Annotated in this window: 14 protein-coding genes and 1 tRNA gene; 9 read left to right on the forward strand and 6 right to left on the reverse strand. The window is 42.4% G+C overall.

Annotated features, from left to right (window positions below; translation table 11 throughout):
• Both G1O98_RS00945 and G1O98_RS00950 read left to right on the forward strand, forming a co-directional pair.
• Positions 1-597: cobaltochelatase subunit CobN (locus G1O98_RS00945; protein WP_175586458.1), on the forward strand; the 597-nt coding region annotated here is incomplete at its 5' end.
• A gap of 9 nt (positions 598-606) precedes the next feature.
• Positions 607-1,746: a peptidoglycan-binding protein gene (locus tag G1O98_RS00950; protein ID WP_163926760.1), complete on the forward strand. Its 1,140-nt coding sequence runs from the start codon at positions 607-609 to the stop codon at positions 1,744-1,746.
• A gap of 131 nt (positions 1,747-1,877) precedes the next feature.
• Here the strand turns inward: G1O98_RS00950 and G1O98_RS00955 are convergent, their stop codons facing one another.
• The 4 genes from G1O98_RS00955 to lipA all read right to left on the reverse strand — a co-directional run bounded on the left by G1O98_RS00955 (position 1,878) and on the right by lipA (position 6,635).
• The gene (locus G1O98_RS00955) at positions 1,878-2,333 is read right to left on the reverse strand and encodes a transcriptional repressor (protein ID WP_114080112.1); all 456 of its coding nucleotides are present in this window, start codon (positions 2,331-2,333) and stop codon (positions 1,878-1,880) included.
• 432 nt (positions 2,334-2,765) lie between these two features.
• Complete coding sequence (gene sigC / locus G1O98_RS00960) at positions 2,766-4,016, reverse strand: RNA polymerase sigma factor SigC (protein WP_163926761.1); 1,251 nt, start codon at positions 4,014-4,016, stop codon at positions 2,766-2,768.
• Positions 4,017-4,765: 749 nt separating this feature from the next.
• Entirely contained in the window at positions 4,766-5,695 is a 930-nt protein-coding gene (locus G1O98_RS00965; RefSeq protein WP_163926762.1) for an NAD(P)H-dependent glycerol-3-phosphate dehydrogenase, read from the reverse strand.
• A gap of 67 nt (positions 5,696-5,762) precedes the next feature.
• Complete coding sequence (gene lipA, locus G1O98_RS00970) at positions 5,763-6,635, reverse strand: lipoyl synthase (RefSeq protein ID WP_163926763.1); 873 nt, start codon at positions 6,633-6,635, stop codon at positions 5,763-5,765.
• A 148-nt stretch (positions 6,636-6,783) separates the two neighbouring features.
• Here lipA and G1O98_RS00975 point away from each other — a divergent pair.
• The 4 genes from G1O98_RS00975 (at position 6,784) to G1O98_RS00990 (ending at position 14,579) form a co-directional block, all read left to right on the forward strand.
• Positions 6,784-6,857: transfer RNA gene (locus tag G1O98_RS00975), tRNA-Pro, on the forward strand.
• Between the two features lie 239 nt (positions 6,858-7,096).
• The gene (locus G1O98_RS00980; RefSeq protein WP_012407746.1) at positions 7,097-7,294 is read left to right on the forward strand and encodes a hypothetical protein; all 198 of its coding nucleotides are present in this window, start codon (positions 7,097-7,099) and stop codon (positions 7,292-7,294) included.
• Positions 7,295-8,225: 931 nt separating this feature from the next.
• Complete coding sequence (locus G1O98_RS00985) at positions 8,226-13,622, forward strand: translocation/assembly module TamB domain-containing protein (RefSeq protein ID WP_163926764.1); 5,397 nt, start codon at positions 8,226-8,228, stop codon at positions 13,620-13,622.
• 444 nt (positions 13,623-14,066) lie between these two features.
• Positions 14,067-14,579, forward strand: coding sequence for a DUF3122 domain-containing protein (locus G1O98_RS00990; RefSeq protein WP_167306168.1), 513 nt, complete (start codon positions 14,067-14,069; stop codon positions 14,577-14,579).
• A gap of 132 nt (positions 14,580-14,711) precedes the next feature.
• On the opposite strand, the gene G1O98_RS00995 is transcribed toward G1O98_RS00990, so the two are convergent.
• Complete coding sequence (locus tag G1O98_RS00995; protein ID WP_163926765.1) at positions 14,712-15,005, reverse strand: hypothetical protein; 294 nt, start codon at positions 15,003-15,005, stop codon at positions 14,712-14,714.
• A gap of 347 nt (positions 15,006-15,352) precedes the next feature.
• The gene (locus G1O98_RS01000) at positions 15,353-16,192 is read right to left on the reverse strand and encodes a prephenate/arogenate dehydrogenase (protein WP_163926836.1); all 840 of its coding nucleotides are present in this window, start codon (positions 16,190-16,192) and stop codon (positions 15,353-15,355) included.
• A 69-nt stretch (positions 16,193-16,261) separates the two neighbouring features.
• Between G1O98_RS01000 and G1O98_RS01005 the strand changes: the two genes are divergently transcribed.
• From G1O98_RS01005 to G1O98_RS01015, 3 genes are all read left to right on the forward strand, one after another.
• Entirely contained in the window at positions 16,262-17,836 is a 1,575-nt protein-coding gene (locus G1O98_RS01005; RefSeq protein WP_163926837.1) for a pentapeptide repeat-containing protein, read from the forward strand.
• Positions 17,837-17,910: 74 nt separating this feature from the next.
• On the forward strand, positions 17,911-18,501 hold the full coding sequence (locus tag G1O98_RS01010) for a DUF1517 domain-containing protein (RefSeq protein ID WP_163926766.1): 591 nt from the start codon (positions 17,911-17,913) through the stop codon (positions 18,499-18,501).
• Between the two features lie 70 nt (positions 18,502-18,571).
• The gene (locus G1O98_RS01015) at positions 18,572-19,456 is read left to right on the forward strand and encodes a hypothetical protein (protein ID WP_163926767.1); all 885 of its coding nucleotides are present in this window, start codon (positions 18,572-18,574) and stop codon (positions 19,454-19,456) included.
• The last annotated feature ends 98 nt before the right edge of the window (positions 19,457-19,554 follow it).

Genomic DNA, 19,554 nt, shown 5'->3' on the forward strand with positions numbered 1-19,554 from the left:
CCCCAGTCCCCAATCCCCAATACCGAAGCCTTCAAGCAACGCTTATCCCAAATGCAAGTTGTCCTGCACAATCAAGATAACCGCGAACACGACCTACTTGATTCTGATGATTATTACCAATTTCAGGGTGGCTTAACCGCAGCCGTGCGTTCTCTACAGGGAAAAAACCCCCAAACATATTTTGGTGATAATTCCATACCCGCTCAACCACGAGTCCGCCAACTCAAAGAAGAAATTTCACGGGTGTATCGTTCTCGTGTAGTTAATCCTAAATGGATTGCCGGAGTTATGCGCCACGGTTACAAAGGTGCTTTTGAAATGGCGGCGACAGTAGATTTTTTATTCGCCTACGACGCTACAGCTAAATGTGTAGAAGATTATATGTATCAAGGCATAGTAGAGGCTTACTTGCTCGATCCAGTTGTGTCAGAATTTATTCAGGAAAAGAACCCTTACGCTCTGCGTGATATTGCTGAAAAATTATTAGAAGCACACAAGCGCAATTTATGGGAGGATGTAAATATAGGAACATTAGAAGCTTTGAGGAACCTAGTACATCAAGCTGAAGCAGTTATCGAAGAAAAATCAATGGTGTAGGAAACAAATATGGAAAATCTTGCGTATTTGCACCTAGCTTTCGCCTACGAAGACAGCACACCCAGTGAATTGGTATCCCTCAGTTCTTTGTTTAACAAAGCAGCTGCACCAGACTGGAAACGGCTTTCTGGTAGGGCTTGGAAGTATATGTTGCCCCTTGCTCTGTCCTTGTCTATTCTTGGCGCTGTCAGCAGCGTTATAGCACTCGAAAAAGGCGATCAAGGCCCCTCTGTTAGAAATCTCCAACAAAAGTTGAGAACAGCAGGTTTTTACCAATCCTCTGTTACCCAAGTATATGACGCATCCACACAAGAGGCTGTGCGCCGCTTCCAAAAAGCCGCCGGTTTACCAGTGGACGGCATTGTTGGAGCAAGCACACTGCAAAAGTTAGAAAACTGGCAAGCTAAAAAGCCCAGTACTACGACAACACAAGCAAAAAAAGCCACTGTTGTCAGTACACAAGCTAAAAAGCCCAGCACTACTAGTTCGGTTCGTTCAGCCACCAACCAACGCCGTAATCCTAACTACCTTGCTAAGGGTGATGAAGGTGAAGCTGTCAGAGCCTTGCAAGAACGCTTAAGAATCGCAGGCTTTTATTATGGGAACGCCACAGGAATATTTGGCCCAATTACCGAAGAATCTGTAAAGCGGTTCCAAGATTCTTATAAATTAAGCGTTGATGGAATTGCTGGCCCCGCAACATTGCGTAAATTGCCAGGAATTGGCATTGGCGATGGAGAAGAGGCTCCCAAAAAGGTAGTCAATCGAGACAAACTCCGTGTAGGCGATCGCGGTGAGTCAGTTAGAATCATCCAAGAACAATTGATCCAGGCAGGATATTTAGAGGGAGAGCCAAATGGCTACTATGGCCCCTACACTGCCGATGCTGTACGAAGATTCCAGGCAGCTAATTTCTTAGCAGCAAGTGGCGTTGCTGGCCCAACTACACGAGCTAAGTTATATAGCTCAGTTAATACTGCTAAAAAAAGCGAATTTAATACCCTGGAAATCCAAACGCGACTACGGGAGCGGGGTTTTTATAAAGGCAAGCTGAACGGTGTAATGGCAGATGACACCAAAAAAGCGATTAAACAAGCCCAAGAATTCTACGGCATCAGCCTCAAGGATCTTAAGAGCGGACGCTTTTAACATCCGCTTTGGTGTTGTTAGTATCAGTTCCCAACTCGTTGCTAGCCTCTAGTAACAGCAAATTACGAACTGCTCAAAATTCCACTTATTTGGTTAATTTGAGTAGGTTCGTCTGATTATTTACCCAAGTGCTAAAGCGGCATCAGCGCCCGTTGGCACTTGGGACACACAGCATGGATTGTCATTTGACAATCAAGCAGGTGGAAACCTTCTTTTTGAGCAGTTTTCGATCCAATTTTTAAAATTGAATCATTTTTAAACTCAATAGTTGAGTTGCATCTAACACAAATCAAGTGATGGTGATGATGAGGATAAGGCTGGTTGATCTCATAATGCTTATGTCCTTCACCCAGTTCTAATTCCCGTAAAATTCCCATCCTGGCCATCAACTTCAAAGTCCGATAAATAGTTGACAGACTGATCCCTTCACCATCAGTTTCTAACCGATGATAAAGATCCTCCGCACTTAGATGTTCACCTTGCGGAAGTTCTTGAAAAATGTGTAAAATTGTTTCGCGCTGGGGAGTTAATCGCCAGCCTCGCCCGTTCAGTTCTGCCTTGAGTGAAGTAGTTGTGTAGACAGTCATACTAATATTTCTCAACAAAGCTTGTTAGTTGAGAATATAACAAATCTTGGGAGCAATTTGCAACAATCATTGCCTATTGAGAATTTATGCTAAATATTTAAGAACAATTCATAAAATCTTGATCAAAATTCAAATAATAAGCTGTATTGCATTTAATTTGCATACAGTTAATAGTTAGGATACTTGTAACGATTGCATCCCTTGACTTTAAATTTTAGATGAGTGAATTTTGAATTGTTTAATCGATCCCCACCTTCAAGATATCTGAGCAAAGCTCTGGGGGAACTCTTATCTAATTAAATGCAAATTACTTGCTATAAGCGTCTAAAAGGCTTTCAATCTGTGATAAGATCAGTCCTTTGTCCCTAGTCATTTGTCAAGTGTAGTTTTCTAATGACAAATGACTAATGACAAATGACTCTCGATCATTGACTAACTTAGAGATTCCAAATAATCGCGGATCAGGTTGCGACGCTTAGGTTGGCGTAGCTTTTGCAAAGCCTTGGATTCTATTTGTCGAACTCGTTCGCGGGATAAGTCGAGAGCGCGGCCAATTTCTGCTAAAGAATAAGGATGACCATCTGCCAAACCAAACCGCATCAAAATTACATCGCGTTCCCGGCTAGTTAAATCTGACAGAAGATGATGCAAGTCTCTTTGTAAAGATTCTCGCATTAACATTTCTTCTGGGGTTACACTGTCGGTTTCTAGTAATTCGCCTAACTCAGTGTCTTTATCTTTTCCTACTTTGGTTTCTAAAGAAACGGAGCGAGGAACCCGCAACAAAACTTCTCGTACTTGAGTCGGTGTCATCTCTAACTCAGTTGCTAAATCTTCTAGAGTTGGGGTGCGACCTTTTTCTTGAGCAATTTTGCGTTGAGCCTTTTTGATTTTGTTTAACTTTTCGGTAATATGAACCGGAAGGCGGATAGTGCGACTAGAAGTTGCGATCGCTCGTGTAATTCCCTGACGAATCCACCAGTAAGCATAAGTACTGAAGCGATAACCCTTAGTTGGGTCAAATTTTTCTACAGCCCGCTCCAAACCTAGTGTGCCTTCTTGGACTAAATCCAACAATTCCAAACCACGATTTTGATACTTTTTAGCAACAGACACAACTAAGCGAAGATTCGCCTTAATCATGTGTTCTTTTGCTTGGAGTCCTTGGGACTGAACTTGCTCCAACTCTTCTACAGTCAACTTGGCAATTTCTGCCCAGCGACGTTTGCCATTTGCCAAAGTTGGCCTAAGATCGGATAAAACTATATCAGCAGTAGCAGCCCATCTTTCCAAAGATGGGCGATGTCCTAGTTCCGAGGTTAGACGTTCTTGAACTTCAATTAACCTCAAATAGGGCGTAATCACTTCATCCCCTTCCTTGGCGGCCTTAGCAAGTACTATCCGCATCCGCAAGTAACGCTGGACTTTTTGAGCTTCTGAAACCTCTTCATCGCGCCCCAACAAGCGAACCCGACCAATTTCTTGAAGATATAGACGTACTAGGTCTGTACTCCGACGGTTACTGCTAGCAGCAAAGTTAGCATTGTCAACAGAAGCGATCTCTAGCTCCTGTAGGTCATCTACCGATAACTCACTGTCATCAACCGTGAGATCCGAGTCCAAAGCCTGGCGGGACTTTTTGGTGTTGTAGGGGGCGTCTGCATAAAAAGATGTTGCTGGCATAAGATCGTCTCAATGGCTCCAGGTAACAATAGATTTCGGTCAGCTTAGATTACGGTCAGCTATTCAACTGTTGCTATTGTTCCCGCGATTAACGATGAACTAACATAGTTGAAGGTTCCATTACAATTTTTTTAGAAATTAACTGTAATGGTTTTATTGGATACAGTATTACTGGACTTAATTGGCTGCTAAATTTTTGATTTAACCAATAGCTATTTAAATCGGCAGCTAGGCTTTCAATATTTCAACTACTTAGTTAACATTTCAACCTTGGTGGGTTGTGATTGTAACTTTTGTAACACAGTATAAACATCCTTCAGTGAATGTCATCTTTATAATTGGCATAGTCACATTTACATGGTTACAAAAGTAATATCCTGACGATTTAGCAATTTTTTCTCAGGATTATTCAGGTATAAGTAGAACTAATAGATATCGGGCAAGTGATTAGTATTAACAGCAAAAATTCTATCGATACGGAGATAGAAAACGTAGGAAAGTTATTAAATACTCTCTCCGTGTCTTGCTAACCCGTCAATTTCAACTTGAATATGATTTACGCAAAACTATACTCATGCTGTAGGGGCAATTCATACCTGCTACAGCATGGGTATGCTCTCAATACTTTTCGGTTAAGAGGGAAAGGGGAAAGGGAAAGGGTTTAAATTTACCTTTACCCCAAACCCAGTAAGCTTTCCCCAGACCAAAAGAGAGATTATTGGGTTTATCCGAAAAGTATTGGGGATGCTCTAGTAGTTGTACTCTGGCTTGATATCTCGCAGCATCAGTTCATCAAGCGCTTGTCGGGGTGTGATTTCTCCCTGAAGTAACCGATAAACTTGCTCAGTAATTGGAACTGGAATGTTTTGTTGCTTGGCTCGTTGCATCAAAACCTGGCAAGTGTTCACTCCTTCGGCTGTTCCTTGTAAATTTGCAAGAGTTTCTTTAAGTGTCTTACCACCAGCTAGCTGGTAGCCGACTTGGTAATTGCGGCTTAAGGGACTATTGCAGGTTGCTAACAAGTCTCCTAGACCCGATAATCCATAAAATGTTTCCGTCTTTGCACCCCAGTCGTTACCGATGCGAACCATTTCTGTGAGTCCACGGGTGACTAAAGCAGCTTTGGCATTGGTTCCTAGATGTAAACCATCGCACACACCAGCTGCGATCGCAATCACATTTTTTAGCGTTCCCCCCAGTTCCACCCCCAAGGGGTCGGGATTGGTATATACCCGGAAACGATGAGAAGAAAATACTAACTGCACTACTTCCGCAGCTGTGGGAATATTACTGGCTACCACTGTTGCTGCTGGTAACTCTAGTTGAATTTCTTTAGATAAATTAGGCCCAGACAAAACAACCACTGCATGGTTAGGGAATACTGTTTGCCAAATTTGCGACGGCGTGCAAGTGGTTTGGGGATCTAAGCCTTTGGTCGCCGTCACAAAAATCGTCTCTGGAGAAAGGGGGAAAGACTTGACTTGGGAAGCAACATCTCTCACACCAATCATTGAGATAGCGGATAGGATTATTTGGGCATTTTCTAACACTGTTTGGAGAGTTTGGGAACCTTGACGCGACCACACGCGCACCTGATGACCATTCGCTGCGGCGAGATTTGCCAGAGATGCACCCCAAGCACCCGCACCAAGAATTGCTACAGATTTTGAATTAGTCATTAATCACCATTCTCCCCATTACCCAATCACCCTATTCTCTTAGCAATCTAAAATCTAAAATCTAAAATTAGCGCCGAGGATAACGTTCCATTAATTCCCTGACCTGTTCTGCATGATATGAGCTTCTTGTCAATGGAGAAGAAACAATTTGTAAAAATCCGATTTCTTCGCCGAATGTCTTCCAAGCAGCAAATTGTTCTGGGTTGATAAATTCATTTACTTGTAAATGTTTTTGACTGGGTTGGAGATATTGCCCAATTGTCAAAATGTCGCAATCTACGGTTCGTAAGTCTTGCATGACTTGGCGAATTTCGGCATCAGTTTCACCGAGTCCAACCATAATCCCAGATTTTGTGTATGTGCTAGGAGAAAGTTGGCGAGTTCGCTGTAATAATTCTAATGTGCGATCGTAGTTTCCTTGGGGACGCACCCGGCGATACAGTCGTGGAACAGTTTCGGTATTGTGGTTTAATACCTCTGGCGCTGCTTGTAGAATCAACTCTAAAGCATTCCAATTACCGCACAAGTCAGGAATTAGCACCTCAATTGTGGTGTTAGGTGAAACAGAGTGAACCGCATCAATACACGCCACAAACTGAGATGCACCACCATCAAACAAATCATCTCGATTTACAGAAGTGATTACTACATGATTAAGGTTCAGGCGGCGAACAGCTTCTGCTAGTCGTGCAGGTTCCGTGGGGTCTAGTGGTTTCGGTTTTTTCTCAAAATCAATATCGCAGTAGGGACAAGCGCGTGTACAAGCCGGGCCCATAATCAAAAACGTAGCAGTACCGGCATTGAAGCATTCGCCAATATTCGGACAGGATGCTTCCTCACAAACTGTATTGAGGGATAAATCCCGCAAAATGTCTTTAACGTTACCGATGCGCTCACGCTGAGGTGCTTTTACCCGCAACCAGTCTGGTTTTACAGTCACAATCCGCTTTTACCACTAGAGTTATACAAATTTAATCGTAGCAAGCAAAGCCTTGGGTGAAGCGATCATATATTCATATATATATAGATGTAATTCTGTCATTTAGCACGGGTTGTGATATTCTTAATTTACAATGCCATTTTTATGGCGGGATGTGGCGCAGCTTGGTAGCGCACTTCGTTCGGGACGAAGGGGCCGCTGGTTCGAATCCAGTCATCCCGATTTTGTTGTTGTAGAGCGACAAATTATTTGTCAACTGCTTTCCTATGGACTTAATGTAGCTGAATCTCTTTGAGTACACAAGGCACGCGATTGCTACTAAACTCATGGAGTTTTAGACAATCGGCAACCCAAAGATTAACAGAACTTGTTACCTACCACTGCGTGAAATAAGTCTCAAGATAGTGTATGCCTCACCACAGAAGGACTTAAGCTTGGCGTATAAGTTTTGGGAAATAGTGATGAATAAGGAAACAGTTCCTAGTCAAGCTGAAAAATCGAATCCAGAAGGTGAACCGTCGCAACTAAGTCCAGAGCTACTGGACAAAATCAAACACCCTGCGAGAATTGACGATGTTATTCGGGAGCAATCGCCAGAAGAACGCAAGAGTAACCCAGCTTTAGTACCAGAAATGATTGATGATTCAAGCGAGCAATGATCGGGTTGGCGATGGAGTAATCTAAAAGCTCAGGTTTCTAAATTTTTAGATAAGCCAATAATCTTGTTAGTAATTGTTGCTGTCTAAGACTAAACAGTTTTTCTTGATATAGTTCCGGCGTGTTGATGTGTAGTAGCACCGCCGGAATCTCATGTTTCACTTGATGAATTAGTGGATAAAATTATCTGTTTTTTTTAAGTGCGTTCACGTAGTTTGTCGGAGACATTCGCATCCCATTACTGAATAAAGATAGATGTCTCATTTTACCTTTCTAGCTGGGTGCATTAATCAACTATAAGTTTTTTTCTAAATAAAAATAAGCTAACTTTTTTCAATTATTTAAACTACCATGATTAAGCTGTAATCCATAATTTGTCTAAATAGATTCAGCCTAATTCAGTATACATAAAATTAGTATTAATTGAGTAAAATTGCTGCCCAAATGCCCGACTTCTTCAAGAACGGGGAATTTAAATCTAGCTTCAGGAATTTCATTCAACTCTAGATTACCCTTAAATTTAAAGTTACTTTCTGTCATCTATATTAAGTTAGATTATACAGAGTTTTAATTTTCTAACCAGGGTTGTATATACAGGAGTTATCACAAAATATATTCAGGAATTATGCAAGATTATGGAATAATATGAAACATTTACAAAGCGTCTCATTGGGGCAGCTTCTCCTGGAGAATAGAAGTAGCCTGCCGCAAAGTTCTTGCGAAAGTCTTCATATTATGAAACCATAGTTTGTAACTTACTGATACAAATGAGGCTAGTACGGCACGGCGTAAATAAACCACCTATTCCAAATCAACGAAATGCCTATGCTGTATTCATTTTTAATTTTTAATTTTTAATTTTTAATTCCGCCTTGCGGTACTAGCCTGTCTCTCGGCTCACTCCAGAAAAAAGTACTGGTACTAGTAACGATAATGACACGCTCTCCAAATTCAAAAAATAATCAGGAACCATCTAATCCTCGTTTATGGCTCCTCCTTTTAGGACGTACCAGTTTGGCTCTCGGTGTCATTTTGCTGGTTGGAATTGCAGTCGGTGCTTGGTGGGCTAGAAGCTATGTATATAAGGATTTAGCGCCATTAGTGCAGCAAAATCTCGAACAATTGCTTGGGCGACCAGTAAAAGTAGGGAAAGTTGAACGTTTTTCGCTCTCTAGTTTGAGATTTAGCTCTTTATCCATACCAGCAACTACCACCGATGCAGACCAAGTGGTAGCAAAAGCCTTGGATGTGCAGTTCTCGCCTTTGCAAGTTTTCTTAACTCGAAAACTGGTATTAAATGTAACTTTAGTTCAGCCCAATGTCTACATTCAACAGGATCGAGATGGTCGTTGGGTTACAGCCCAAGTCAAGGCTGGAGAAGGAAAAGGTGCTATTCAAACCGATTTGGAAACACTTCAAATTCAAGATGGAAATGTGGAGTTGATGCCGTTCGCCGCACCAACTAGACCGAAAGGTTCAGTAATATTAAATCAAGTTGGTGGTGTTGCCCGATTTTTTGATCAAAATCAAAGGATTGGTTATGACATCAATGCTCAACTGGCCAGGGGAGGCGCAGTGAAAATCGCTGGTGAAACCCAACTAAAAGCTCAAACAACTAGCCTCAACCTTTCAACACAAAATTTACAAGCATCTGATATAAGTCGATTAATTGAGTTACCAATTGCCTTGCAAGCAGGGTATTTAAATGCTGACTTAGCAGTTCAGATTCCACCCAAACTGTCAGACATAGCAATTACAGGCACGGCTACTGCTAATCAAATCACTGCCAAAATTCAAAATATCCCTCAGCAAGTTTCTAATTTTAATGGGAGATTTTCATTTCAAGGTCAGACAGTTGCTTTAGAAAATTTGAGTACGAACTTTGGCAAAGTCCCCATTCTGGCTAATGGAACAATTAATAGTCAAACTGGTTTTAATGTCTCTGCTCAGATAAAACCAGTTAGTGCTAAAAATATTTTAGATACATTGAATGTAAATTCGTCAGTCCCAGCTAGTGGCGAAATTCAAGCAAATATTCAGGTGTTAGGCGCACTTCAAAAACCAGTCCTTAGCGGTACAGTAAGCAACACAAAACCTATTCAAGTTGACCGCGTTCTCTTCAAAGCCATCAATACTGATTTCCGCTTGAATGTCTCTCAAACGGCATCTCAACTTGCTGTCTCTAATTTGAAAATAGTTCCCGCAGCCGGTGGTGAAATCACAGGAGGCGGTCAAGCTAATTTAGGAGCCAAAAGCGACATAAGATTTAATGCTCAAGTTGACGGTGTATCTGGGGATATATTAGCGCGTGGCTATGGCGTTAGTTTACCGATCGCAGTTGGAAATGTCTCGGCAAAAGCAGAAGTCTCTGGCTCACTTGGTAAACAGCCGTTGAACCTTGATGTTTCCAGTGTTCAGGTAACGCCGCCAACAGGGGGGCAAATTACAGCCAGTGGTCAAATTCAACTCGCTCCCCAAGGTCAAGTAGATATAGGTATTGAAGCTCAAGGTTTACCAGGAAATGTGATCGCTCAAGGTTACAATATTTCAACTCCTCTAAATCTTGGTGGTATATCTGCGAACGCTAAAGTTTCTGGATCGCTAGGTACACCTTTAAATGTCAATGTTGCTCGCGTTCAAGCAAATCCAGAGGTGGGAGGGCAAGTAATAGCTAGCGGTCAACTTCAGCTTGCACCTCAAGGTAGGGTGGCGTTGAATGTCCAAGCCCAAAATTTACCAGGGGATGCGATCGCACGAGCATACAAATCCTCACCCAGCATTACCATTGGGAATGTATCCGCAAATGCCGATATTTCCGGCACTCTGAGCAACCTGCAAGCAGTCGCGCGGGTGCAAGCGCCGAAAGCCACCTATCCCACTACCGGCAGGGTTGTTGTTACCAAACAAGGAGAGAATGTCGTCTTTCCAGATGCCGTGTTGAACGTGGCAGGTGGGACAATTAGGGCGAAAGGTCAACTTGCACAACAACGCTGGCAAGCAGCTGTCAACACTGCTCAAATTCAACTCAACCGTTTTTCACCACAACTACGAGGACGGCTCAATAGCAATCTTCAGTTATCAGGCACAACACAATCTTTCCAGCTTGCAGATATTCGCGCCGCCGGGCAAATCCGCCTTTCCCAAGGAGTAGCGCTACTGGCGAAACCGCTAACGGCTCAATTTCAGTGGAATGGAAAGCAGATTATAGTTGAAAACGCAAGTACCCAAGGATTGAGTGCTAATGGTGCGATCGCTATTCAGTCTCCACCAACAGGCGCACCTAAAATTGCGGGATTTGATTTAAATGTACTGGCACAGAATTTCAACTTAAAAAATACTGGTTTTCAAGTTCCTGGTGACGTAGCGTTAGCGGGGGTACTTGATTTTAATGGAAAAGTTACAGGTACTCCAGATGTACCTCAAGCTAACGGCAATATCCGGCTGCGGAATTTCCAGGTTAGTAATTTAGCGTTTGACCCACTTTTAACTGGAAACGTGAATTTTCAAGGGGGACAGGGAGCAAGTCTGCGATTAGCCGGGAAGCAAGACAGGATTGCGCTTAACCTGGGTGCAGATTATCGTCCAACTTCATTTTTAGTCAAGCGGGATGAGGCAGTTACTACAGGTAGAACTGAGGGAGAGAACTTACTCATCAACGCCCAACAGTTTCCGATAGCTTTGATTGGGGGCTTTTTACCTAACAATCAGTTGAAACCTTTAGGGGGGCAATTATCAGGAAATTTAGTTGTCAATCTTAATAATTATGCAGTTGCGGGAGACGTTGCGATCGCAGGGCCTCGTGTTGCCAGAGTTGCAGCAGACGAATTTCGCGGCAGCATCAATTATGCTGATGGTACTGCTAGCTTGGCTAATGGTCGATTGCGGATTGGAGATAGCAACATCGCCCTCAGTGGAAATGTGAAAACAGGGAATGACCCGCAATTTCAATTACAAGCTAATTTAGACCAAGCCAGAATTGAGAGACTTTTACAAGCATTTAATATCTTCGACTTTCAAGACCTTGGCACCGGATTGCAGCCTCCAACCTTGGCTGGAGCAGAAGTACTTAATACCAAGCCGATCAGTTTGCCTAATGCAGATTTGAAAACACAGTTAGCATATTTCTCTAATATTGCGGCATCCATAGCAAAACAACAGCAAGTAGAGGCAAAAAGAGACTTATCTTTACCCACCCTTGCAGAATTAACGGGTGCTTTGAGTGGAGGAATTACAGCTAATGGCTCATTAAAATCTGGGTTGAATGTCGGCTTTAATTTCCAAGGTGCTAACTGGAAATGGGGTGAATACTCCATTAATCAGGTTGTTGCTCAAGGCAATTTTGCTAATGGAATCGTCACACTTTCGCCCTTGAGTGTTGGGATAAATCAAGGATTAGTGGCTTTTTCGGGACAATTAGGAACTGAGCAGCTATCTGGAAAATTGAATGTAGCAAGTCTACCTTTATCACTTTTACAACCTTTTATAGAAAGATATCCCATAGATATCACTGGTAATGTAAATGCTGATGCCACATTAGGAGGTAGTTTACAAGATCCCAGAGTGCAAGGGGAAATAACACTGGCGAATGCAACTCTCAACCAGCAACCTGTACAAACAGGACTGGTGAACTTTGACTACAACAAAGCTCGTTTGAATTTCGACAGTACCTTATTAGTGACAGGAACACAACCAGTTACAGTTACAGGTAGCGTACCTGCGCCGTTACCATTTGCCGCAGTGCAACCAGATAGCAATCAAATCAGCATCAACGCCGATGTGAACAATGAAGGATTGGCACTGTTAAATCTGTTTACCAATAATCAAGTAACTTGGGTAGACGGTCAAGGAAAAATAGACTTAAATGTTCAGGGTACTTTAAACGAGCCAATTATCAATGGAAACGCCACAGTTAACAATGCAACTGTTCGCGCTCAAGCTTTATCTGAACCCCTAACAAATTTGACAGGGACAGCGCAATTTAATGGCAATACGGTCAGCGTTGAAAACATTCAAGCTACTTACAATAAAGGGCAAATCACTGCATCAGGCATCCTGCCAATTGTTGATCCTCAGCCAGGCGCAGCGAATCCTTTGACAATATCAATAGCAGACAAACTCAACTTTAAGCTTGCAGGACTGTATGAAGGCGGTGTCGGCGGCGATGTTGTAATTCGCGGAACAGCCCTAAAACCTGTAATTGGTGGAGACATTAACCTGAGTGATGGTCAGGTGATTATTGGAAATACTGCTAAAGCAAAACCAGCCGCTACAACAGAAGCTAACAGTAACGTCATAAATTTAAATAGAGAACAGGTTAACGCTAATGCTATACCTACAGCCCAAAGTAGCGCTAGCGCAGTGACTACACCAGAGAGTAGCGGTAGCGCAGTTACTAAACCAGATAATAATGCTAATGCCGCAGCAACTCCACCCAATTTACCTGTAGAGTTTGCAGATTTAAGGTTGAGTCTAGATGACAATGTTCGTGTTACCACTGAGCCCCTACTAAGCTTTGTACCAGGAGGAGCCGCATTAAGTCAGCCCATACTGAACTTTGAGGCAAAAGGCGACTTGACCATTAATGGTACATTAGCCAAGCCACTTCCTGAAGGATTGATTCGTTTGACAGGAGGACGACTGAGCTTATTTTCCACTGAATTTGCTTTGGCGCGAGGCTACGAACAAACTGCGCGGTTTACTCCCAGCCAAGGACTTGACCCTACTTTGGATGTCCGCCTGACTGCGATCGTACCGGAAGCATCAGCAATAAACAATAGAATTTTGGAATCCCCATTGTCTGCTGAAATCAGCGATGTTTCTGCGACTAACTTCGGTACTTTACGTACCGTTCGCGTTCAAGCAAGAGTGGACGGGCCAGCTAGTGAACTAGGCGACAATCTGGAACTGACAAGTGAACCTAGCCGTAGTCGGGGAGAAATAGTTGCTTTACTGGGTGGTTCGATTCTTGGTTCTTTCGGTCAAGCAGATGCAGGGCAAGGGCTGACTAATTTCGCTAGTTCTACCATTTTAGGTGGTTTGCAAGGAACTATCACTGCGATCGGTCAAGCTGTTGGTTTCAGCGAATTTCGGATATTCCCTACCCCTACTACTAGTAATGAAACAAGGACAGCTTCAGTTCTGAATTTATCAGCAGAAGGTGTGTTTAATATTAATAGAAATTTCTCTGCTTCTTTATCACGCCCTCTTTCTAGCGATGAGTCTTTCCGTTATAACGTCCTTTATCGACTCAACGACGAAATTTTGATGCGAGGCTCAACTAATTTGGGAGATGAAAATCAATTCCAAGTTGAGTATGAAACTCGATTTTAGAGGTTGTTTGAAAAGCATTTTGCTGTGACTTTAGGCACTTTGAGATCCCCCCTAACCCCCCTTAAAAAAGGGGGAACCGGAATCAAAGTTCCCCAATCTATCGAGGGATTTAGGAGGATCTAGAACTTTTGATACTGACAAGAGGACTTTTCAAACATCCTCTTAGATTGCTGCAATGTTGTTAATGCAGACTGATGCAATGCCATTGTTGCCCAATAGATTAGTTTGTCACTGATGATTAAACTAATGGTCTGGATGTTCATGATTTGTGACTACAGGTGATACTGCCGTTACTGCACTTTCTTCTTGGGCTTGCATTTACAGCAATTGGGGAATTGTCACAAATCGATTCTCTGCGAAACGCTACGCGTTAGCGGAGCTTTCGCTTTAGCGATACGCTCAGAGAAAGTGGGCATTGGGCATTGGTGCTGTAAAATATGTTAGATGAAGCGAAAATTTCAACAATATTTTTGGCGTTGTGCCTTAATAGTGTTTTTAACATTAACTGGATGTGGATGGGGTGTGGAGTCAGCGCAAGCACTGTTGCGTCAACATCATGATTCTCCCGGTATCTTACGCTATCACTCACAAGTATCTATCAAAGATGAAAAAGGATATGCTTGGCAAGTACTGCTGTTCAAACAGAATTACACCAGTGCAGTAAAAGATTTACGCTTACGCTTAGTTGCTTTTCCGGGTGTCGTTGAAATTGCTCACCCCCAACCATTATTGATTGAGACAGTAGCCGGAAAATTACTCAGTGCATCGGATGCTTATGCTTTAACTGCACCCGTCCCCAATGTGGGGGAATATAACTTAACTGATATCTTAACGAAGTTGCCAACAACTGATGCGCTCAAACTATATGTACCTCTCTCTAGTGGACAGCAATTGGTTCTCAACATATCCAAAACTGTAGTCACTGAGTGGCAATGGCTAGTTACAGAAATTGATTAGTAAAAGCATTTGAATATAAAAATAACCCAATGGTGATGGGGGGCATAATTACTGCCTGCGGAGGCAGAAATCCTGTCTTCATATATTTATAACGACGAGTTAAAGCCTCCCACATCACACGCAGGAGTAATGTTAGTCTTGAGACTCCTCAGAGATAGTTTCCGATTCGGTTTCAAGTTCTTCTGTTTGGACTTTGGCGACTGGAGGTTTAACGGGTTTTGGGCCACGCGCTAGGGCAGGATTCCCCTGCTGCCTGTTTTCATCTCCGTAAGATGCTTTTTTCCCTTTGTCAGACGAGCGGTTACGGCTCGGTTTTGAGCTTTTGGGGTTGGATTCAATAGGAGTTATAGAATCCTTATTTTCGGAATTGTTGTCAGTATTTGCTTGGGACTGACGTTCCGATTTTTTGATTGGACGTTCTACCATTGTTGATTTTTGTAAATTTATCTGTATAGTACATCGGTTTGGTGACTGTTAAACTGTTAATTAGCATTTTTTTAAAAGTTTTATTGTTAAAATTATTAAATAACTATGTTTATTGATTTAGAAAAGAAAGTAGCTACCTAACTTTATCAACTACATCAAAAAACATTCTTGCAGAAGAATTCAGGAGCCAGAATCAAGAAAAAACTTTCCAGGTTTTTCTATGACCACTAAATATATATATTTAGTAGGGGTCTTAAACTAATTTATTTATCTGCTTTTTCGCTCAGAATTAATTCTGTTAGCGGATAGCTAAGGTTTAGCCCATTCTGACTCCTGATCCCTGAATCCTAATCAACAAAATCAGGTCGTGCCTTACCTGTTGATTTCAACTTTTGCTCTAAAACTGTCCAATTTTCTTGCTCAATTAAATTAGTTAATTCATCAAGATTGTGACGATACTGTTGCAGCGATCGCAGCAATGCTTGACGATTATACCGCGCCATCATCACGCCCAACTCTGGATTCCCACCACCCACACGGCTAGTATCTCGAAAACCGGAACTAGCTAACTTTTGAGCTAATTCCAAAACATCGGGGTCAGTTTCACTCAAACAAGCAGCAATCAATGAGGAACTGACCATTACAGGTAAATGGGAAATCCAACTAACAGCGCGGTCATGTTGCTCTGGTTGACAATAGTAGATATTAGCTCCTAGCGATCGCACAATTTCTTCTACAACCGTAATTGCATTAGTTGGTGTTGTAGCTATCGGTGTTAATACATAAGGTTTATCAACAAATAAATTCCGTTGTGCAGCTTCTATGCCACTATCTGTTCTTCCCGCCATTGGATGACCGCCGATAAAATTATCCCAAAGGGGAGAAATCGCTTTGACTATCTGTGCTTTTGCTGAACCCACGTCAGTCACAATGGTAGCTGTAGACAAATGAGCGATCATTTGCTCCAATTGGGGCACAATAAGCGCTAGAGGTGTACAAATAAATACAACCTCTGCGGCTGCTAACAGACTCAGATCAACTGATGCTTCATCAACACTGCCGATAGCAACTGCCTTTTGACAGGTAGATTCACGGCGACTGACTCCTAAGATATGATGTCCTTGCGATCGCAAATCAAAACCCAAAGATCCGCCGATCAATCCCAACCCTAAAATCCCAATATTCATTTTTAATTTTGACATTCCGTTTTTATGACTTTACCAACTATTAAAGTTGGCATCCAAGGGGTAGCATCGATGACTGTAGAGGAATTACTAGAAAAGTACGCAGCAGGAGTCTTAAACTTTAGTGGTATTGACCTTGCGGAAGCTAATCTAAGTGGGGTCAAACTCAGTGGCGTGAATCTTAGCGATGCTAATTTGAGTATAGTTAACCTCAGTGGCGCGAATCTGAGCGAAGCTAACTTGAGCAATGCCAAGCTGAATGTAGCCAGACTCAGTGGCGTGAATCTATCCAACGCCATCTTAAATAACGCTAGTCTCAACGTCGCTAATTTGATTCGAGCCGATCTCAGCCGCGCTCAACTTAAAGGAGCCTTATTGATTCGCGCTGAGTTAATTCGCGCTGACCTCAGTCGTGCTGACCTGTCAGAGGCTGACCTCACTAGTGCTGATTTACGAGAGGCGACACTGCGCCAAGCGAATCTCCGCCACGCTAACTTAAGTGAGAGTGTCTTGAGAGGGGCTTCCATGACGGGAGCAAATTTAGAGATGGCTAACTTAAATGCCAGTGACCTCAGTCGTTGCGATCTCAGTGGTGCAAATTTGCGAGATACTGAACTCAGACAAGCGAATCTTAGCCATGCTAACTTGAGCGGAGCAGATTTGAGTGGGGCGAACCTCCGTTGGGCAGATTTGAGTGGGGCGAACCTCCGGTGGGCAGACTTGAGCGGTGCAAAATTGAGCGGGGCTACCTTAATTGGCGCAGATTTAACCAATGCGAATTTAACGAATACAATTTTTATCCACGCCGATTTAACTCAGGCAAAATTAATTAGGGCGGAATGGATTGGTGCTGACTTAACCGGAGCAACATTAACTGGGGCCAAGCTTTACGCCACCTCCAGGTTTGGTTTAAAAACCGAAGGTATGATTTGTGAATGGGTCGATCTTAGTCCAGCCGGCGATCGCTCCATTATCCAAAAGTTCCATTCCGAAGACTCACGAGACTTTTTTAACGAAACACCGCCGACAATCCGCATTATTGTTGATGCAGCCTTAGAACACGAAGCCAATTTTGCGATCGCAGGCGCTTACTATCAAATTGCTCAGGAATATCGTGTACTAAGACAACCCCCAAGCATCGAAAGTGGTCGTCGTCGAACTGTTTTCACATTTTATGTAGATAGCGATGAAGCATTATTTTCCACTGCTTACATTGTGATTCTTCCCTTTCTAGATGCGGCATCTACTCAAAATAATATTTCCAGTGTCGTGGAAATGATTAACAATGAAATTGTTGCAAATCAAGATTTAAAATTGCCAAAATCGCCTCTAATTGTGAAACAATTAAATATTCTTCTAGAGCAAGCCATGAGTCAGGCGACAACAATTAAACAGACGAAAAAAAATATTGAAGTAGCCACAAAGTTAAATTTTTGTAAAGCCCCAACTCAAATAGTTTTAACGAATTCTAGCGCCCACACATTGATTGTCCATGACCATCCCAACTTTGGGAAAAGATTTATTAATCGCTCTGCTCTTAATGCTTCAACTTATGATGATATATCTAATGAACCGACAAAACACATCTTACCTTCGTCAAGTATGATTATAGATTTCGTCAAAGGATTTCACTATATTAGTCATTAAATATGGGGAATGGGGAATGGGAATTAATTATTAGACAAATGACTAATGACTAATGACAAAATTTTGGAGGAAAAATGAGCAATCTTTTTAATAAAATGATCGGTCGCACTCGCTATGTAGTCTTTCGCCTATTTCTGCACTTGGGGGGAGGCGAAGTAGCGCCAATTTTGGGAGTATTAAATAGCGCTGGGCGAGATGCGATCGATGCCGATGGCGACTTAGAAGTTTTAGGAGAAGGATTGGTAGAAATTAGCCAAACTCTTCTACAATACGATGAATATTGGCTTTCTGCTGCCAACGAAGGCGACGTATTTTGGAGTGAAGGCGAGGCAGGAGATTATGTTAATGAATTATTTACTGACTCTGCCGAAAGATATCTCAGTGAACCAGATTACAGTTCTGATGGATTGAATGAACCTTTATCTATACCTGTAACTCGCAACGTCATTGTAATGATTACAGTAGCTTATGAAGGAGAAGTACCAGAGTTAGAAACCGATCTTTCTAACGTTCAGGCGCTCAAGGAAGGATTGAAAGCATTGATAAATCTGCACTATAAACATAGATTAAAGGCAATCCAGGTGCATTTTTCCCCAGCACAGTTAGGCGATGAACTCACTAGCGATCAACTGTTGCAATATTACCCAGAATTGATTCCTTTATAATATGTTGGGTAGTCCGTACTTACTACTCACATCGAGAAATTGTTAAGCTCAGAGATAGGACAATAATCCAATGATCATGACCATAGTACGTAAATTTACAGCCGTTTTTTTAGCTCTGAGTTTGTGTGTCACAACTGTCGCTTGTGGTGGGGGAAACGAAACTACTCCTCCCGCTAAGAACGTTAGCCAAACCTCTACTAACACAAAGCTGAGTGATGGAGAGTATAAAATACAACAAGCTACTTATGACGATGCAACTGGTGAATACAGCTTGTTTTTACTTAACAATAATCCCCCAACCTTTGCAACCGAAAATTTGCAAATGGCACGGTTAACTGATGATGAAATCAAGCAAGGTAAGAAGACTTATCTGAAGGTAGAAAAAGGACAACCGATTTTATATCTAACGGAAGACTTTAAAATAGATTACGTCCACAACGTTACCGAAAATAAAACCAATCCCCAAACAGGACAACAAGAGACGGTTGTAGTCCGTCGAGAAAATAGCTTCTGGACACCCTTTGCTGGGTCTGTGGCTGGTAGCTTGGCGGGACAGGCAATTGGTAGTATGTTGTTTAGACCACAGTATTATGTACCCCCTGTGTATCAATCAGGGCAAGGATTAAGTGGCTTTGGTGGATATGGTGGAAGCTATGGCCAAGCAGTCCAAAACTACCAAAGTCGCTATAATGCACCACCCGCAGCCGTGACAAATCGGACTGCATTCCGCAATACAGGGACGATTAGAAGGTCATATCCTGGAAATACGAATATACGCAATACACCACGTAGCACTACAGGTAATAACCGTCCTTCTGGTTCTGGTTTTGGTGGTAGTACGTTGCGACCATCTGGTAATTCCAGCACTACTAGACGCAATTCTGGCAGTGGTTTTGGTAGTGGACGTAGTACAGCACCCCGCCGCTCTAGTGGTTTTGGCAGCAGACGACGTTAGGAAATTTTCAATTTAATAAGTAGACTGCCTAAGAAGTTAAAGTAATGTATTGCATAAAGAAGCCGGAGGGTCACAAGTCAATCCTCCGGCTTCTCTTT

The sequence above is a fragment of the Nostoc sp. UIC 10630 genome (genome assembly GCF_010747425.1).
Lineage (GTDB): Bacteria > Cyanobacteriota > Cyanobacteriia > Cyanobacteriales > Nostocaceae > Nostoc.

What these genes read in the sequence shown, in the direction of transcription:
- G1O98_RS00995 (WP_163926765.1), bottom strand. Translation starts at nt 15,005, where the DNA reads ATGGTAGAACGTCCAATCAAAAAATCGGAACGTCAGTCCCAAGCAAAT.
- G1O98_RS00965 (WP_163926762.1), bottom strand. Translation starts at nt 5,695, where the DNA reads ATGACTAATTCAAAATCTGTAGCAATTCTTGGTGCGGGTGCTTGGGGT.
- G1O98_RS00955 (WP_114080112.1), bottom strand. Translation starts at nt 2,333, where the DNA reads ATGACTGTCTACACAACTACTTCACTCAAGGCAGAACTGAACGGGCGA.
- G1O98_RS00990 (WP_167306168.1), top strand. Translation starts at nt 14,067, where the DNA reads ATGAAGCGAAAATTTCAACAATATTTTTGGCGTTGTGCCTTAATAGTG.
- G1O98_RS00985 (WP_163926764.1), top strand. Translation starts at nt 8,226, where the DNA reads ATGACACGCTCTCCAAATTCAAAAAATAATCAGGAACCATCTAATCCT.
- sigC (WP_163926761.1), bottom strand. Translation starts at nt 4,016, where the DNA reads ATGCCAGCAACATCTTTTTATGCAGACGCCCCCTACAACACCAAAAAG.
- G1O98_RS01000 (WP_163926836.1), bottom strand. Translation starts at nt 16,192, where the DNA reads ATGAATATTGGGATTTTAGGGTTGGGATTGATCGGCGGATCTTTGGGT.
- G1O98_RS01015 (WP_163926767.1), top strand. Translation starts at nt 18,572, where the DNA reads ATGATCATGACCATAGTACGTAAATTTACAGCCGTTTTTTTAGCTCTG.
- G1O98_RS00950 (WP_163926760.1), top strand. Translation starts at nt 607, where the DNA reads ATGGAAAATCTTGCGTATTTGCACCTAGCTTTCGCCTACGAAGACAGC.
- G1O98_RS00980 (WP_012407746.1), top strand. Translation starts at nt 7,097, where the DNA reads ATGAATAAGGAAACAGTTCCTAGTCAAGCTGAAAAATCGAATCCAGAA.
- G1O98_RS01010 (WP_163926766.1), top strand. Translation starts at nt 17,911, where the DNA reads ATGAGCAATCTTTTTAATAAAATGATCGGTCGCACTCGCTATGTAGTC.
- G1O98_RS01005 (WP_163926837.1), top strand. Translation starts at nt 16,262, where the DNA reads ATGACTGTAGAGGAATTACTAGAAAAGTACGCAGCAGGAGTCTTAAAC.